This is a genomic window from Micromonospora sp. RTGN7, from assembly GCF_033804645.1.
Classification (GTDB): domain Bacteria; phylum Actinomycetota; class Actinomycetes; order Mycobacteriales; family Micromonosporaceae; genus Micromonospora.
Genome location: NZ_JAPZLF010000003.1, coordinates 320,987 through 335,896 on the forward strand (window position 1 = coordinate 320,987; position 14,910 = coordinate 335,896).

General features: G+C 67.3%; 8 protein-coding genes and 1 riboswitch. Of the genes, 3 read left to right on the forward strand and 5 right to left on the reverse strand.

Annotation, left to right across the window (positions count from 1 at the left end; genetic code table 11):
* Positions 1–5 precede the first annotated feature (5 nt).
* Both SNR22_RS06680 and rfbA read left to right on the forward strand, forming a co-directional pair.
* Positions 6–1,421, forward strand: a complete 1,416-nt coding sequence (locus SNR22_RS06680; protein ID WP_320065574.1) for an NDP-hexose 2,3-dehydratase family protein — start codon at positions 6–8, stop codon at positions 1,419–1,421.
* Positions 1,422–1,452: 31 nt separating this feature from the next.
* A complete protein-coding gene (gene rfbA, locus SNR22_RS06685) occupies positions 1,453–2,322 on the forward strand; it encodes a glucose-1-phosphate thymidylyltransferase RfbA (protein ID WP_320065575.1) in 870 nt (289 codons plus the stop codon).
* A 104-nt stretch (positions 2,323–2,426) separates the two neighbouring features.
* On the opposite strand, the gene SNR22_RS06690 is transcribed toward rfbA, so the two are convergent.
* Both SNR22_RS06690 and SNR22_RS06700 read right to left on the reverse strand, forming a co-directional pair.
* Complete coding sequence (locus SNR22_RS06690) at positions 2,427–4,019, reverse strand: bifunctional 3-(3-hydroxy-phenyl)propionate/3-hydroxycinnamic acid hydroxylase (protein ID WP_320065655.1); 1,593 nt, start codon at positions 4,017–4,019, stop codon at positions 2,427–2,429.
* A gap of 288 nt (positions 4,020–4,307) precedes the next feature.
* The gene (locus tag SNR22_RS06700; RefSeq protein ID WP_320065576.1) at positions 4,308–5,564 is read right to left on the reverse strand and encodes a cytochrome P450; all 1,257 of its coding nucleotides are present in this window, start codon (positions 5,562–5,564) and stop codon (positions 4,308–4,310) included.
* Between the two features lie 650 nt (positions 5,565–6,214).
* On the opposite strand from SNR22_RS06700, the gene SNR22_RS06705 reads away from it, so the two are divergent.
* The gene (locus SNR22_RS06705; RefSeq protein ID WP_320065656.1) at positions 6,215–7,351 is read left to right on the forward strand and encodes a helix-turn-helix transcriptional regulator; all 1,137 of its coding nucleotides are present in this window, start codon (positions 6,215–6,217) and stop codon (positions 7,349–7,351) included.
* Positions 7,352–7,451: 100 nt separating this feature from the next.
* On the opposite strand, the gene SNR22_RS06710 is transcribed toward SNR22_RS06705, so the two are convergent.
* The 3 genes from SNR22_RS06710 to SNR22_RS06720 all read right to left on the reverse strand — a co-directional run bounded on the left by SNR22_RS06710 (position 7,452) and on the right by SNR22_RS06720 (position 14,448).
* Positions 7,452–9,389, reverse strand: a complete 1,938-nt coding sequence (locus SNR22_RS06710) for a multicopper oxidase family protein (protein WP_320065577.1) — start codon at positions 9,387–9,389, stop codon at positions 7,452–7,454.
* Positions 9,390–10,996: 1,607 nt separating this feature from the next.
* A complete protein-coding gene (locus SNR22_RS06715; protein WP_320065578.1) occupies positions 10,997–12,043 on the reverse strand; it encodes a ribonucleotide-diphosphate reductase subunit beta in 1,047 nt (348 codons plus the stop codon).
* Entirely contained in the window at positions 12,043–14,448 is a 2,406-nt protein-coding gene (locus SNR22_RS06720) for a ribonucleoside-diphosphate reductase subunit alpha (RefSeq protein ID WP_320065579.1), read from the reverse strand. Before SNR22_RS06720 ends, SNR22_RS06715 begins: the two co-directional genes overlap by 1 nt.
* Positions 14,449–14,581: 133 nt before the next feature.
* Positions 14,582–14,801: riboswitch (cobalamin riboswitch) on the reverse strand.
* Positions 14,802–14,910 lie beyond the last annotated feature (109 nt).

Sequence of the window (14,910 nt, forward strand, 5' to 3'; positions counted from 1 at the left end):
TCCCCATGCGTAGCCCCACGGTCTCCGGGCCACCCCGGGTGCCCGCACCGCGTCCCCGTGAATCGCTTCCCATCCGTCGCCGGATTGCCGCGTCCGCGCGGGCGGAGGGGCTCTTCACCGAGACCGAGGACATCCCGCGGTGGCTCGACGAACGCCGCCGGTCCCGAGAGTTCAGCGTCCGGCGCATCCCGTTTCACGCGCTCGACGCGTGGTCCTTCGCACCCGGCACCGGCGACCTGGTCCACCGTAGCGGCCGCTTCTTCACCATGACCGGCCTACACGTCACGGAGCTCGCCGAGCCCTACGGCGACGGACCAGCCCGCGACTGGCACCAGCCGATCATTGAGCAACCGGAGGTCGGCATCCTCGGCATCCTGGCCAAGGAGTTCAACGGCGTCCTCCACTTCCTCATGCAGGCCAAGATGGAACCGGGCAATCCGAACCTGGTGCAGCTCTCCCCGACTGTGCAGGCCACCCGCAGCAACTACACCCGCGCCCACCAGGGCTCGGCGGTGCGCTACATCGAGCATTTCGTCGCCCCGGCACCGGAGCGGGTGATCGTGGATGTGCTCCAGTCCGAGCACGGCGCCTGGTTCCTCCACAAGTCGAACCGGAACATGGTGGTGGAGGCGACCGGGGAGGTCGCCCTTCTGCCCGACTATCGCTGGCTGACGCTGCGGCAGATTCACGACCTCCTGCGGCTGGACAACGTGGTGAACATGGACGCCCGTACCGTGCTGTCCTGCCTGCCCGACGCTGAGACGGACCAGGCCGCGCTGATGCCGGACGTCGAGTTGCTGTCGTGGTTCACCGGCGAGCGAACCCGGCACCAGGTGAGGGCCCGGAGAACGGGTCTCGGCGACCTCCCGGGCTGGCGACGGGACCCGTACGCAATCCGTCATGAGCAGGGGCGGTACTTCTCGGTGGTGGCCGTCGCCGTGCACGCGGCCAACCGCGAGGTCGCGGGCTGGACGCAGCCGCTGATCGAACCGGTGGCCCCCGGCATAGCGGCCTTCTACACCAGGGCCTTCGCCGGCGTCCGCCACGTCCTGGTCCACGCGCGAGCGGAAGGTGGCTTCCTCGACACCGTCGAGCTGGCGCCGACGGTGCAGGGCACACCGGTCAACTACGCCCACCTCGATCCTGCCGACCGCCCGCTGTTCCTGGGCCATGCGGCCACCGTGGCCGACAGCGCGATCCGCTACCAGGTGACGCACTCCGAGGAGGGCGGTCGCTTCCTCAACGCAGAGAGCCGGTACCTGATCGTCGACGCCGATGGCCTTCCGGAGGTGCCGGTGGAGCCGCCCGACGGCTACGCCTGGGTCACCCCGGGCCAGTTGGCTGCGCTGTCCCGGCACGGCCACTACCTCAACGTGCAGGCTCGCACGCTGCTGGCCTGCCTGCGCTCGCTACAGGCCTGAACGGTGCACACAGTCCCGGAGAGGACCACTCGTGAAAGGTGTCATCCTGGCCGGGGGAAACGGCAGCCGACTGCATCCGATCACCCTCGGCATGTCCAAGCAGATGCTGCCGGTCTACGACAAGCCGATGATCTACTACCCCCTGTCGGTGCTCATGCTGGCCGGCATCACTCAGATCCAGATCATCTCCTCGCCGGCGGATGTCGGCGGCTTCCAGCGACTGCTCGGCGACGGGTCGACGCTCGGAATCAGCCTCTCGTACGCCGTGCAGGAGGAGCCGCGCGGGCTGGCCGAGGCCTTCCTCATCAGCGCCGGACACATCGGTTCCGACCCGGTTGCCCTGGTGCTCGGGGACAACCTGTTCCACGGCCCCGGCTTCAGCACGCTGCTGGAAAGCAAGGTGCGGCACGTCGATGGCTGCGTGCTCTTCGGCTACCCGGTGCATGACCCGGGCCGCTTCGGCGTCGGCGAGGTCGACGAGGCGGGCCGTCTTGTCTCGATCGAGGAGAAGCCGGCGCGGCCGCGGTCCAACCTCGCACTGACCGGTCTCTACCTGTACGACAACGACGTGGTGGACATCGCGAAGAACCTCCGCCCCTCGAAGCGGGGCGAACTGGAGATCACCGACGTCAACCGGCTCTACCTGGAGCGCGGTAAGGCGGAGTTGGTGGCGCTCGGGCGCGGATTCGTCTGGCTCGACGCCGGAACGCCCGACGCGCTCGTCGAGGCGAACCAGTACGTCCAGATCCTGGAGAACCGCCAGGGCATCCGGATTGCCTGCATCGAGGAAATTGCGTGGCGCATGGGTTTCATCGACCGCGAGGCCTGCCACCGCCTCGGCGTCCGCCTCAGCGGCTCACCGTACGGCCGCTACATCATGGACATCGCCGCCAGGAGCTGAACACCGGAGGATTCCGGTGACCGGCGGAGTTGGCATCACCGGGTCGCACGACGTCCGGGGGCTCCTGTCCGGCTGGTGCGCGTCGCCCGGATCCAGGTGACCCGTCAGCCGGCCTGGTGCGGTGCACCCGCTGGCACCGCGACAAGCAACTGGTCCCGCAGGTCGTCGACCAGCGTCGCCACGCCGCTCCGGCCGCTCGAGGCGCCGAAGACGTGGTAATCCGGACGGACGAGCAGCCACGTCGCTTCGAAGCGCGCCAGATATGGCCGGTAGACGTCGTCCACATCCACCACGCCCTGCTCCGGTGCGCTCCCGGGTGGCAGTAGCCGCACCACGTGGGCCTTCAGACCGGCGAGGAAGGAGAGCCGGTCCTCGTCGAGTGCGGTCCGCGGATCGTCGGTGGTCAGCAGGACGAAACCAGGGCCGACGACGTCGTCGAACAGCCCGGTGCGACCCCGCAGGCTCACTCGCCCCTGCGGTACGACCGCACCCGCCGGCGGCTCGACCACGTCCGTTCCGGGCCGCCGGTGAAGCAGCCCGCTCGTGAGCGGCTTGGCCGGCTCCGGTCGCGTCGGCGGCCGGCCGCGTCGGTTGGCCAGCACCGTGGCGTCCCGCTCGGCGGCGGCCGCCGGATCCGTCACGCAGATCACTCGGCCCAACTGGACCGAGGCCAGAATTGCCTCCTTGGCCTGTGTGCGGCGCTCCTGCGGGTAGCTGTCCAGAATCGACTCGGCCGCCAGGCCGCGTAGCGTCAGGTCGAGCTTCCACGCCAGGTTGATGACGTCCCGGATGCCGGAGCACATGCCCTGCCCGGCGAAGGGCGGCATGAGGTGGGCCGCGTCGCCGGCCAGCAGGACATGGCCCACCCGCCACTGGTCGGCCCACCTGGCCTGGAAGATGTACGTGGTGCTGCGCAGCAGGGTGGCGGTGTCGGGGGTGACGCCGAACGGTGCCAGCAGCCGCCACGCCGTCTCGTCCTTGTTCAGGTCGGCGGTGCTCTCGCCCGGCAGCCGCATGAACTCCCAGCGCCGTCGCCCGGGGCCGCTGCCGACCAGGGTCGTGGGCCGGGCCGGATCGCAGATCTGCACGTTCGTGGGGACGAACTCGCGCGGCTCACGGAGTTCGACGTCGCAGAGCAGCCACTCGTAGGAGAACCCGAGATCGGTGACCGACACGTCGAGGTTGTCACGTACGAAGCTGTTGGCGCCGTCGCACCCCACCACCCACCGTGCGGAGAGGGTTCGCGTCTCGCCGTCGTCGGCGACGGCGGTCACCTCCACCTGTTGGTCACCGTCGGTGATGCCTACGACCTCGTGGCCCCGCAGCACGGTGACGCCGGGCAGGGACGTCACCCTGGCCGCGATGAGCTCCTCGAGAGCCGGCTGGTGCATCGTGTTCGCGTCCGGCCAGCCGTACGGGCCGACCGTCGTGAACGCGATGTCAAGCAACGTCTCGCCGGCGCTGGTGCGCCACTGGTAGCCGTTGGCCGGCACGGTGATCCGGCGCAGGCCCGGGCCTATCCCGGTGGTGGCCAGGAGTCGGGCGGTCTCACCGTCGAAACTGGTCGCCCGGGGAAGCCGGTACGGCCGGGGACGGCGTTCCAACACGGTCACTCGCCAGCCGTGTTCGGCGAGTAGCACCGACAGGGTCGCGCCGATCGGGCCGTTGCCGACAATGACGACGTCCGCGTCCACCAAGGAAAACCTCACAGGTTCGAGATGGTGTCGACTGCGGGCTCGTGGCGACGTCCTGGCGGCCCGGGTACTGGACCGCCAGGACGTCCACCGGGGGCGAGTGCTTAAACACCGGGTGGAAGAAGCTTGCCGAACCGCCGACGTGGGGGCAGGCACACCAGGCGGACCGTACAACCCGGCACCGGGTGAACCTGCTTACCCACTTCTCGGCCTGCTCCGTGGGTGGAGCCACAGCCAGAGTCGCTTCCCGGAGTCATCCGCAGCGGGATGGCTCCACGACGCGAAGGACGCTCAGACGAGCTTCAGCGGAAGGTCCCTGGTCCGGGTGAACCCGGGCCGCAGAATCCACGGGATCTCTTCGCGCGGCACCGCGAGGGACAGGTTCGGGAACCGGGTGAACAGCCCTTGCAGCGCCACCTCCGCCTCCTGGTAGGCGAGGTGTTGACCGAGGCAGCGGTGGATGCCCTTGCCGAACCCGAGGTGGCTCTCGCTGCCGACGCCCAGCCGGTCGACGATCAGCTCTTCGGGATTGGGGAACTTGCGGGGGTCGGTGTTCGCGGCCGTGATGAGCGGCACGACCGGCTCCCCCGCCGGGATCACCGTGCCGCCGACCTCGATGTCCTCCGTGGGGAACCGCGGCTGCCCGAACTGGATCGGTCCCAGGCGTTGCAACTCGCGCACCGCCTGCGGCCACAGCGACGGGTCCGCCTTCAGTCGCGCGAGCTGGTCGGGGTTCTCGAGGAGGATGAGTACCGAGTTCCCGATCAGGTACGTCGTCGTCTGGTGCCCGGCCGTCACCAGGCTGAACAGAATTCCGATCAGCTCCCGGTCGGTGACTCGGTTGCCGTCGGCTGCCTGTGCCTGCACGAGCGCGGTGACCAGATCGTCCTTCGGCTCGCGGCGCCTGCGATCGAGCACCTCCTGCCCGAGGTCGATGCACCTGAGTAGGGTGCGCGGGATGGCCGGGCCATCCATGGTGGCCATGGCGTCGCCCCAGGCACGCCAGTCGTCGCGGTGCTCCTCGTCGATGCCGACCATCTCGCAGATCACGGTGACCGGTAGCGGGTAGCAGAACGTCTGGACGAGATCGATCGGCGTGCCGTCGCCGCCGAGCTCCTCGAGCTCGTCGAGCAGGTCCGCGGTGATCTTCTCGACCCTGGGCCGCAGCTTGTTCACCCGGTGCGCGGTGAGCGCGTAGGAGACCAGCTTGCGCAGCCGGGTGTGGTCCTCGCCGTCGGCCGCATTGATGATGTTCGCCATCCACGGGACCAGCTCGGGTGGGAACTCCAGATGCTTGAACACCCCGTCCCGGATGTCCGTCATGGGGGAATCAGCTGGCGGGTTGACGAGGAACCGCGGATCGGTGAGGACCTGGCGCACCTCGTTGTAGCTGGTGGCCAGGTACATCGGCGGCCCGCCCATGAAGGTGCCCATCATCATCGTGGGCGCCTCGCGCAACCGCGCGTGCTGACCGAACGGGTCGGCGACCACTTCTGGTGAGAACAGGTCGACCGGCTCCTCGACCAAATTCTCGGCGGTGGCGGTCATAGGCCTCTTCCTTCCGTGTCGGAAAAGCGTGCGATCCGCTGGGGTGGGACAGGCGTGCTGTTGCCCCGTTTCGGAACGATAGGGAAGGGACGGCCGGCTGAGCATCCCTCAACCTGATAGGGCTTGACGTGGGATGGGTAGCAGCCTGCCCGATTTGCGCGGGTTGCCTGATCGCTGATGTCGCGAGCCGCGGCGGACATCACGCCGGCATCGCTGTGGGCAACCACAATATATTCACGCAGAGTGATATAGATATCCACGCAGCGTGAACTGTTTTGTCCATGTTTTCGGGAATCTGGCATGATGCAACGCTGCGACCAGCGTAAATGTCTCCCGCCGGTGGCTGGGCAATGCCCACTGGACGCGAAGCCGCACCGGTAGTAACATTGGTAATGGATTGACTACTGCGTGTAATCTCCTATCGGGCAAGCCATGCGAGGATCATTGGGGGAACTTTGTCTTCTTTGTTGAGGCCGTCGCCTTCCGGCGTGGAGAGTCCCTCTGGCCGAAACTGCTACACACCGCAGTTGCGATTTCCCCAACATCCTTTCGTCGAATTCGTGGATGATCTTCTTTTGGATTCATGTGAGGTCGCCGGTCTTTTTCGACGCTCCGCTTTCTCGTGGTGTGACGGGCGACTCGACGTGGGATTGCAGTACGCGGCATCGGCAGTCGGCGTCAAATGTGAAGAGAATCACGAGTTCTGCGAGTTGGCGCCATTTTGGCGCATCGCGTTGCTGACCAAGGCCAGGGAGCTCGAGGCCGGCTGGCGGGCGATCAACTCCCTTGACGTGTGCAGGGGCAAGCCGGAGGCGCAGGTCATGACTGCGACGTCGCACGTGATCCGGGGTGAGCTGCTGTTCGCCATGGGCCGTGTCGACGAGGGTCTCGCGGAGGTGGACGCGGGGTTGCGGATCGCGGAGCGTTGCCATGTCCGGTCGTTGCTGCCCACCGGTTACGTCGTGTTGGCGCTCGGTGCGCTGCGTCGAGCGGATATGCGAGCCTGCCAGCATTTTGTGGACAAACTGACTGGTGAGGCCCTGCTGGGCTACTTCGGGCAGGCTGCGGGGGCGTGGGTCACCGCTCAGGCAGCCGAGGCTCGTGGTGGGGTGGAAAGGGCAGCGGATCTCATTACTGGAATTGTCACCAACTCCCGCGTTCTTCGTCAGCTTCTGGTGTCGGAGCCGGCGGCGGCTTCCTGGCTGGTTCGCGCCTCCGGCGCGTTGGGCGCCCATGATCTCACCAACGCAGTGGTGACGGCGGCCGCTGCTGCGGCTGCCACACATCCGCGTCTCGGGGTCATTCGGGCGGCGGCTTTGCACGCCGCCGGACTGCTGGAGAAAGACTCCAGCACATTGCTCGAAGCGGCGAATACCTATCCTGATCTATGGTGCGGGGCGTCCGCGCGGGAGGACCTGGCCGGCGTGCTGGCGAAGCGGCGGTCCGAACGGAACAACACGATTCGCATCTTCGAATCGGCTCTTGGCACCTACACCGCGATCGGTGCCACGCGCGATGCTTCCCGCGTCGTGAACAAACTCCGGGATTTCGGTGTGCGTCGTGGCGCGATCCGTGCCGCGGAGCGAGAAGGAAATTTGCCGCACGGGCTCACCAACACGGAGTTCGCGGTCGCGGAGCTCGTGAGCCAGGGGCACACCAACAATGACGTCGGCCGGCAACTGTTCATCTCTCGGCACACCGTGGCATTCCACTTGAAGAAGGTGTACCAGAAGATGAGCGTCGCATCGCGTGTCGAGTTGGCGGCCAGTTGGAAACCAACGCAGTGAGGTGATCTCGGTGAATTGCGGGCAGTACGCGGCATCCCCGTCGGCCGGGTCCGCGGCGGTGGCCGGCCCTGTCGTGATTGGGCCGGCCACCGTGTGGATGTTACGAGTGGCCGCCGTGGCCTGAGACGCCGCCGTGACCGGATCCCCCCGGGTGCATGTGGAACCGGGCGATCTCGGGCGGGTGCACGACGAACGGCCGCATCATGCCCTCGTCCTCGTGGTCGAGGATGTGACAGTGGTACATGAACTCACCGCTCGCGCCTTCGAACTGGCCGGCGATCGTGAGCCACTCACCCTGCCGCAGCTGGAACGTGTCCTTCCAGCCCTCCTCGTAGCTCTGGATCTGCGGGCCGTCGCCCGGCACGGGCAGCGGTGTGGTGGTGCCGCCGGCCGCGATGTCGAAGGGCTTCAGGTTGCCGTAGGTTCGCCGGTTCAGCAGCTGGAACCGCGCCATGTGGATGTGCGTCGGGTGCGGTGGGCCGCCGAGCTGGATCAGGTTCCACACCACCCACCGGCCCTGATTGATGAAGATCGTCCTCGTGTCGTCGAACAGGCTCGCGACCCTCCGGAACGTCCGAACCGCCCCCGTGGCCGGATCGGTGATCTGGATGATCCCCTCCGCCGGGAACTGCGTCGGCAGCTCGGCCGGATCGGTGATCTCCTTCAGCTCCCACATCTGCGGGTGCGCCTTACCGGCCGTGCCGGGCGGGATCGTCGCCACGAACACCTCGTCGTGGTCCACCGGCACGGTCGTGCCGGGAACCAGCCGCCGGTATGCCGGCGACAGCTGCTCCGGCAGCAGGAACGAGTCGTTTCGCCCGCGGCTCTCGACGCGGAACTCCATGATGTCCGGCTCGACCGAGGCACCGGTGTTGGTGAGGCGCAGGTGCTGCCCCTTGAACCGGCTGAAGTCGATCAGCAGGTCGACTCGTTCCCCCGGGGTGACGGTCAGCCCGCCCGCGGGCAGCGGCGCCGGGGCGGGCAGCAGGCCGCTGTCCGTCCCGATGATCCGCACCGCGTCGTTCACCACGACTCCCGCCTCGTCGACCAGGTCGAGGCGGAAGAACCGCGCGTTCGCCGCGTTGAGCACGCGGAAGCGGTACCAGCGCGCATCGACGTCGAGATGTGGCCAGATGACCCCGTTGACGAGGGTGAACGGCCCGGTGACGGGGGCGGTCGTGCCGGTGGCGGTCAAATACTGGTATTTGAAGAGCAGTTGGCCGGTGAGCGCACCGGTCACCGGGTCGGTGTCGAGGTTGCGATCGGCGATGATCAGCGGGATCTCGTGGTCGCCCTTCGGCAGCCTCAGCCCGTCCTCCTCGTCGTCGCGCACCAGGTACATGCCGGCCAACCCGGCGAACACATTGAAGCGCGTCACGGCCATCGCATGGTCGTGGTACCAGAGGGTCGTGGCCGCCTGCCGGTTCGGGTACTCGGTGAGCTGCGCGCTCCCTGCCCGAATGCCGTTGTGCGCCCAGCCGTCGTTGCCTGCGTTCGTCAGCGCGCCGTGCAGGTGCACGACGGTCCACGGCGGCAGGTCGGCGACACCGTCGATCAGTTCCACCCCGGCGGCCCGGGTGCCGTCCGGGTTGAGGTAGCCGGGCGTGTTCGCCGCTGACGGCTGTGCGAACGGCACCCGCACCGCGACGAGCGGGATCGTTTCCTGAAGGTCGTTGTGCCACGCCACCCGCAGCTGCCTGCCGCTGCGCACCTCGATGGTCGGGCCGGGGAAGTGCCCCTCGTAGGTCCAGAGTGCGGTCAGGGGCAGCTGCGAGTGCAGCCGCATCCGCGTGTTCGTCATGTTGACCGTGATCATGTCCTGACGCCGCGACGAGTGCGGCCGGATCGACGGCGGAATTCGCAGCGAGTCACGGAACTTGGTGAGACCGAAGTTCGGTGCCGGTGACAGGGCGAGGCGTGCTGGTTGGGCCACCGCCTCGCGGGTGCTCGAATTGAGCAGGCTCACGCCCGCCACGACGCCCGCGGATCCGAGCACGGCGGAGGCGAGGAACCTGCGACGGTCGACGGAGTCGTTCATCAGTTTTCCTCCGGGGTTGCATGTTCAGTTGGTCTGTATCGGTGCGGAGGCGGGCGATTCCGGACCCGGCACCGGCAGTGCCGCGGTGGTCGCGGGGGAATTCCCGCAGGTGGTGGCTCGGTGCCGTCGACGGCTATGCGGTAGCGACTGACCAGTTCAGCGTCACCGCGGTAGCCGCCGGGTACTTGTCCGTGCTCTCCCTTCCACCAGGTTGGACACGCGGCGCGTCAACGTACAGAAATTCCCCTTCGGCACAACGCAAACAAGGCACTACGCTCCGATGTGGACTCTGTGATCGCTCGCATCGCACCAACATGATCAGTCACAGCGCCTATCGGACTCACACCGGGGTGGCGAGAGATCTCTCAGCTCGCGTTTTGCGTTCCGAGGCTGGTCAACGCACCTTGTTGCGCGACGCCGGTTTGTCTCGTGTGCGGGGGCCTCGACCACAGTTTGTAGAGGCGGGCAGGTGAATTGTTCGAATTGCTCGCTACGGTGCGCCGCATGTGTGGGCCGGTGCGGGTCGTTGCTGCGAACCATCGACGATCGGTTGGTTCTAACGGCGACGAGAACCGCACTGGCGGTCACTACTGTAGCGTCACGGGGCTCGACCGTTCGGGCATGAAATCAAGGCGCCTCGACAGCTTTGAATCCCCCTCGGGTCAGGTTTGATTGATATCCGTCCGCCGAAGGTGTTCAGGTAGCCACCGATCGTCCGGCGTAGGTATCGGCGCTGTCGGCCTCCACTGTCGCGCGGACCGCAGCGGGCGGTGCTCTCGGATCCCCTGCTCGGTCAGCGGGTCTTCCCACGGCCTGGAATGCCGGTGGCGGGGCAGGTCGAGGTGCAGGCGGTCGGACCGCATCGGGGTAGCAGAACCACCGCGCGGCGAGCGCTACGGGTGGCGGCGGTGCGTGTTAGGTCTGCAGGCGCAGGCGCAGGCGCAGGCTCGCGCCGTCGCGCATGGTGTTGAGCGTCCTGAACAGCCCGTGCGTACCCAGGGCATTTCGGCCCCAGCCAGCCGATCGTTATGCAGGGTCATTTCGGCTCGTGTCACTAATTGCCCCTCCAGTCAGCATCCGCGGCTTCGGAAAAGTCGTGCATTCGTAGGGTGAACTGCGGATTAATGCCTGAAAGGCCAGCGCGGTGGTGCCTCGGCAGGTGGCCACTTAGGGCCGGGCAAAAGTCGTGCGGGTCTTCGAGCTCGAGATGGGTGGGTGGGGACTCCGTCGACGTGTCGGCGTCTGCGGCATTCGCGGGCGGGATCGGCAGGGCGGCGGCTGGCAGCAGGGTGGCGGCTGGCGGCGGGACCAGCGCGGACCAGCGCGGACGGGACGGACGGGCTTCCGTAGGGGGCCCTCCGCCGAATCGGTCTCCGCCGAATCGGCCTACCCTCCTCCGGCCCATACAGAGCACGTCCCCCGTCAGGCGCGCGGACGTCGACCAGACCACCATCGGACTACGGACTACGGACTACCCGGGTACCTCGGACACGGAGTCGATCGGTTGAGGATCCGGCCGCCGAGCGAATCAGCACCACGGGCGAGACCAGCGCACCGCTGTCCTGGGCGACATCGCAGCCCAGGACAGCGGTGAACAGCCGGCTGAGCTAGAACTCGTCGTCGAAGCTGACGCTTCCGGTCACGCCCACCTGGTACGCCGAGACGCGCCGTTCGAAGAAGTTCGACAGCTCCTGGACATCCTGCAGTTCCATGAACGCGAACGGGTTGCGGCTGCCGTAGAGCGGATCGATGCCCAGTTGGGCGAGCCGGCGGTCGGCGACGTGTTGCAGGTACTCGCGCATGTCATCCAGGGACATGCCGCTGATGCCCTGCTCGAGCAGGTCGGCGGCGAACTGCACCTCGCACTCGACGGCCTCGGCGAGCATGTCCCTGACCTGTTGGACCATGGCGTCGTCGAAAAGGTCGGGTTCTTCGGCACGGACCGTGTCGACGACGTCGAAGGCGAACGCCATGTGCATCGACTCGTCGCGGAAGACCCAGTTCGTGCCGGACGCGAGGCCCTGCAGAACGCCGCGGGAACGCAGGAAGTACACGTACGCGAAGGCGCCGTAGAAGAACAGGCCCTCGATGCAGGCGGCGAAGCAGATCAGATTGAGCAGGAACATCCTGCGGTCGTCGCGGGTCCTCAACTCGCGTAGTTCGAAGATCGAGTCGATCCACCTGAAGCAGAACTCGGCCTTGCGGGCGATCGACGGAATGTTCTCGACGGCGGCGAAGGCCTCGAAGCGTTCGTGATCGTCGGGGACGTAGGTGTCGAGGAGGTTCAGGTAGAACTGGACGTGCACGGCCTCCTCGAACAGTTGCCGGGAGAGGTAGAGCCGGCCCTCGGGGGAGTTGATGTGCTGGTAGAGGTTGAGTACCAGGTTGTTGGCGACGATCGTGTCGCCGGTGGCGAAGAACGCGACCAGCCGGGACACCAGGTGCCGCTCCGCCGGGGAGAGCTTGGCGAGGTCGGCGAGGTCGGAGTGCAGATCGATCTCCTCGACGGTCCAGGTGTTCCTGATGGCGTCCTTGAACCGGTCGAAGAAGTGCGGGTAGCGCATCGGGCGCAGGGTCAGATCCATGCCGGGGTCGAGCAGCCGCTGCCTGGCGGCGGGGACGTCATCGGTCGTACGGGGTTCGGGAATGGTCATCACTGGCAGGCCTCGCAGCTCTCGGGGTTCTCCAGGGAACAGGCCAGGGCCTCCTCGTCCGGCACCGCCGGATCGAGGCCGGCAGCCGGCGGACTCGTCGCGGGGGAGAGGGAGACGGTGGCCTGCTGGATGCGCGTCGCGGGGCGCGAGCGCAGGTAGTACGTGGTCTTCAGCCCGGCTTTCCAGGCGTATAGGTACATCGACGAGACCTTGCCGATCGTCGGTGCACTCAGGAACAGGTTCAGCGACTGCGACTGGTCGATGTACGGCGCCCGGGCCGTAGCCAGGTCGATCAGTGCGCGTTGCGGCAGCTCCCAGGCCGTGCGGAACAGTTCTCGGACGTCGGCCGGCAGGCCGGTGATGCCCTGCACAGAACCCTCGGCGCGTTTGATCTGCTCGCGGATCGGAGCGGTCCAGAGGCCGCGGGCTTTCAGTTCGCGTACCAGGTAGGTGTTGATCTGCAGGAACTCACCGGACATGGTCTCGCGCTTGAACAGGTTGGAGACCTGCGGCTCGATGCACTCGTAACAGCCGGCGATCGACGCGATCGTCGCAGTCGGCGCGATCGCCACCAGCAACGAGTTCCGCAGACCGTGCGCGGCGATCCGGTTCCGCAGGGCGGCCCACCGCTGCGTCTGGGTGGGTTCGACACCCCACAGGTCGGGGTGCAGCTCCCCGCGGGCCGCGCGGGTCTCGGCGTACGCCGGATGGGCGCCGAACCGTTCGGCCAGCCCGGTGGAGGTCTCCAACGCGGTCAGGAAGATCTCCTCCTGCACTCGGGTGGACAGCTCCGTGGCTTCGGCGGAGCCGAACGGAAGCCGTAGCGCGAAGAAGGCGTCCTGCAGGCCCATCAGCCCGAGCCCGACCGGCCGCCAGCGGGGGTTCGACGCGGCGGCCTCCTCGCTGGGGTAGTAGTTGATGTCGATGACCCGGTCCAGGAACATGACCGCGGTGCGCACCGTCTCACGAAGCTTGTCCCAGTCGATCCCGTCCGCGTTCAGGTGAGCGCCGAGGTTGACCGAGCCCAAATTGCAGACCGCGGTCTCGTCGTCGGAGTTGACCTCGAGGATCTCGGTGCACAGGTTCGACAGATGGATGGTGTTGCCGGGAGCGCCGGTCTGGTTCGACAGCCGGTTCGACGGGTCCTTGAACGTCATCCAGCCGTTGCCGGTCTGGGCCAGGGTCCGCATCATCCGCCCGTACAGGTCGCGGGCCCTGACGGTCTTGACCGCCTTCTTCTCCGCGACCCGATAGGCGGCCTCGAAGTCCTCGCCGAACAGGTCCGGCAGCTCCGGCGCGTCCGACGGGTCGATCAGCGACCAGTCGGCGTCCGCCTCGACCCGGCGCATGAACTCGTCCGGGATCCAGTTGGCGAGATTGAGGTTGTGCGTGCGGCGTGACTCCTCGCCGGTGTTGTCGCGCAGCTCAAGGAATTCCTCGATGTCCGGGTGCCACGGTTCCAGGTAGACGCAGGCCGCGCCCTTGCGCCGGCCGCCTTGGTTGACCGCCGCGACGCCCGCGTCGAGGGTCTTGAGGAACGGCACGATCCCGTTCGACCGGCCGTTGGTGCCGCGGATCAGGGCGCCCCGCCCGCGTACCCGGGACCAGGAGATGCCAATGCCGCCGGAGAACTTCGACAACCGCGCCACCTGGTGATAACGCTCGTAGATCGAGTCGAGCTCGTCGCGCGGCGAGTCCACCAGGAAGCACGACGACATCTGGGTGTGCCGGGTGCCGGAGTTGAACAGCGTCGGCGAACTGGGCAGGTATGCCAGCGAGGACATCAGCCGGTAGAAGCCGATCGCCTCACCGGGGGTCTCGGAGAGGCCGCAGGCGACCCGCAGCAGCCAGTACTGCGGAGTCTCCAACACCAGCCGCGACTGTGGGTGTCGCAACAGGTAACGGTCCGCGACCGTCCGCAGGCCGAAGTATTCAAACCGAAGATCGCCGCTGAGATCGACGGCGTCGTCGAGCTTGCGGGCGTTGCGGGCCACGAACGCCGCGGTCTCGTCGCCGATGAGTCCCTGGTCGTAGGCGTGCCGGATCGCCTGGCTGAAGCTGGCGACGCCCTGCCCTCGGACCTCCTTGTCCACGTACGCAGCCAGCAGCCGCGCCGCGAGCTTCGAGTACTGCGGCTCCTCGCCGATCAGTTCGGCGGCGGTCTGGATGGAGAGCTTGTCGAGTTCGGCGGTGGTGGCGCCGTCGTACAGGCCGTTGATTGTCTTGGTGGCGACCCGCAGCGGGTCCACCTCGTCGAGATCGGCCACCCACCGCTCGACCGCCCTCACGATCTTGTTGACATCGACCGGTTCGGTGTCGCCGTCGCGTTTCCGTACCTGCATCGCGTGCCGGCGCCGCTCCGGCGCCTCCTGCTCGGACGCAGCCATCTTCTGCACAGTCGTCATGTCCCCTCCGCACGCGCTCTCCGCACGATCGGCGGGCGCGCAGAAGACGCCACCGCCCCCTGGCGGAGTCGTCCGCCGGGGGACCGGCTGATGGCGTCGACCGTCCCGCGCGGCCTCCGACCACCGCACGCCGGACGGCATGCGGTGCGCTGGCAGGTCTTCGGACTCGCGGGCACGGCCGGGGAACCCCGGTCTCCTACTGGCCGTCGCTTCCCAGACCCTCTCCGGTCCAGTGCTTCTTGACGGCGGTCGTTCCCACTCACCGCTGCGGGGCAGTCCCGGACTCACACCGGGTTCCCTCTTGCCTCGACCATGGCTGAACCAGTGGTCGAACCAGCTACGAGCAACACCATATATGGGTGTTGCGGCAAAAGAACAACCCCAGATGGTGTGTCGGGCGGGTCGCACCCCTCATGTCACGCTCCGTGATTCAGGCGATATCCCCGGTATGGATTCCTCGCT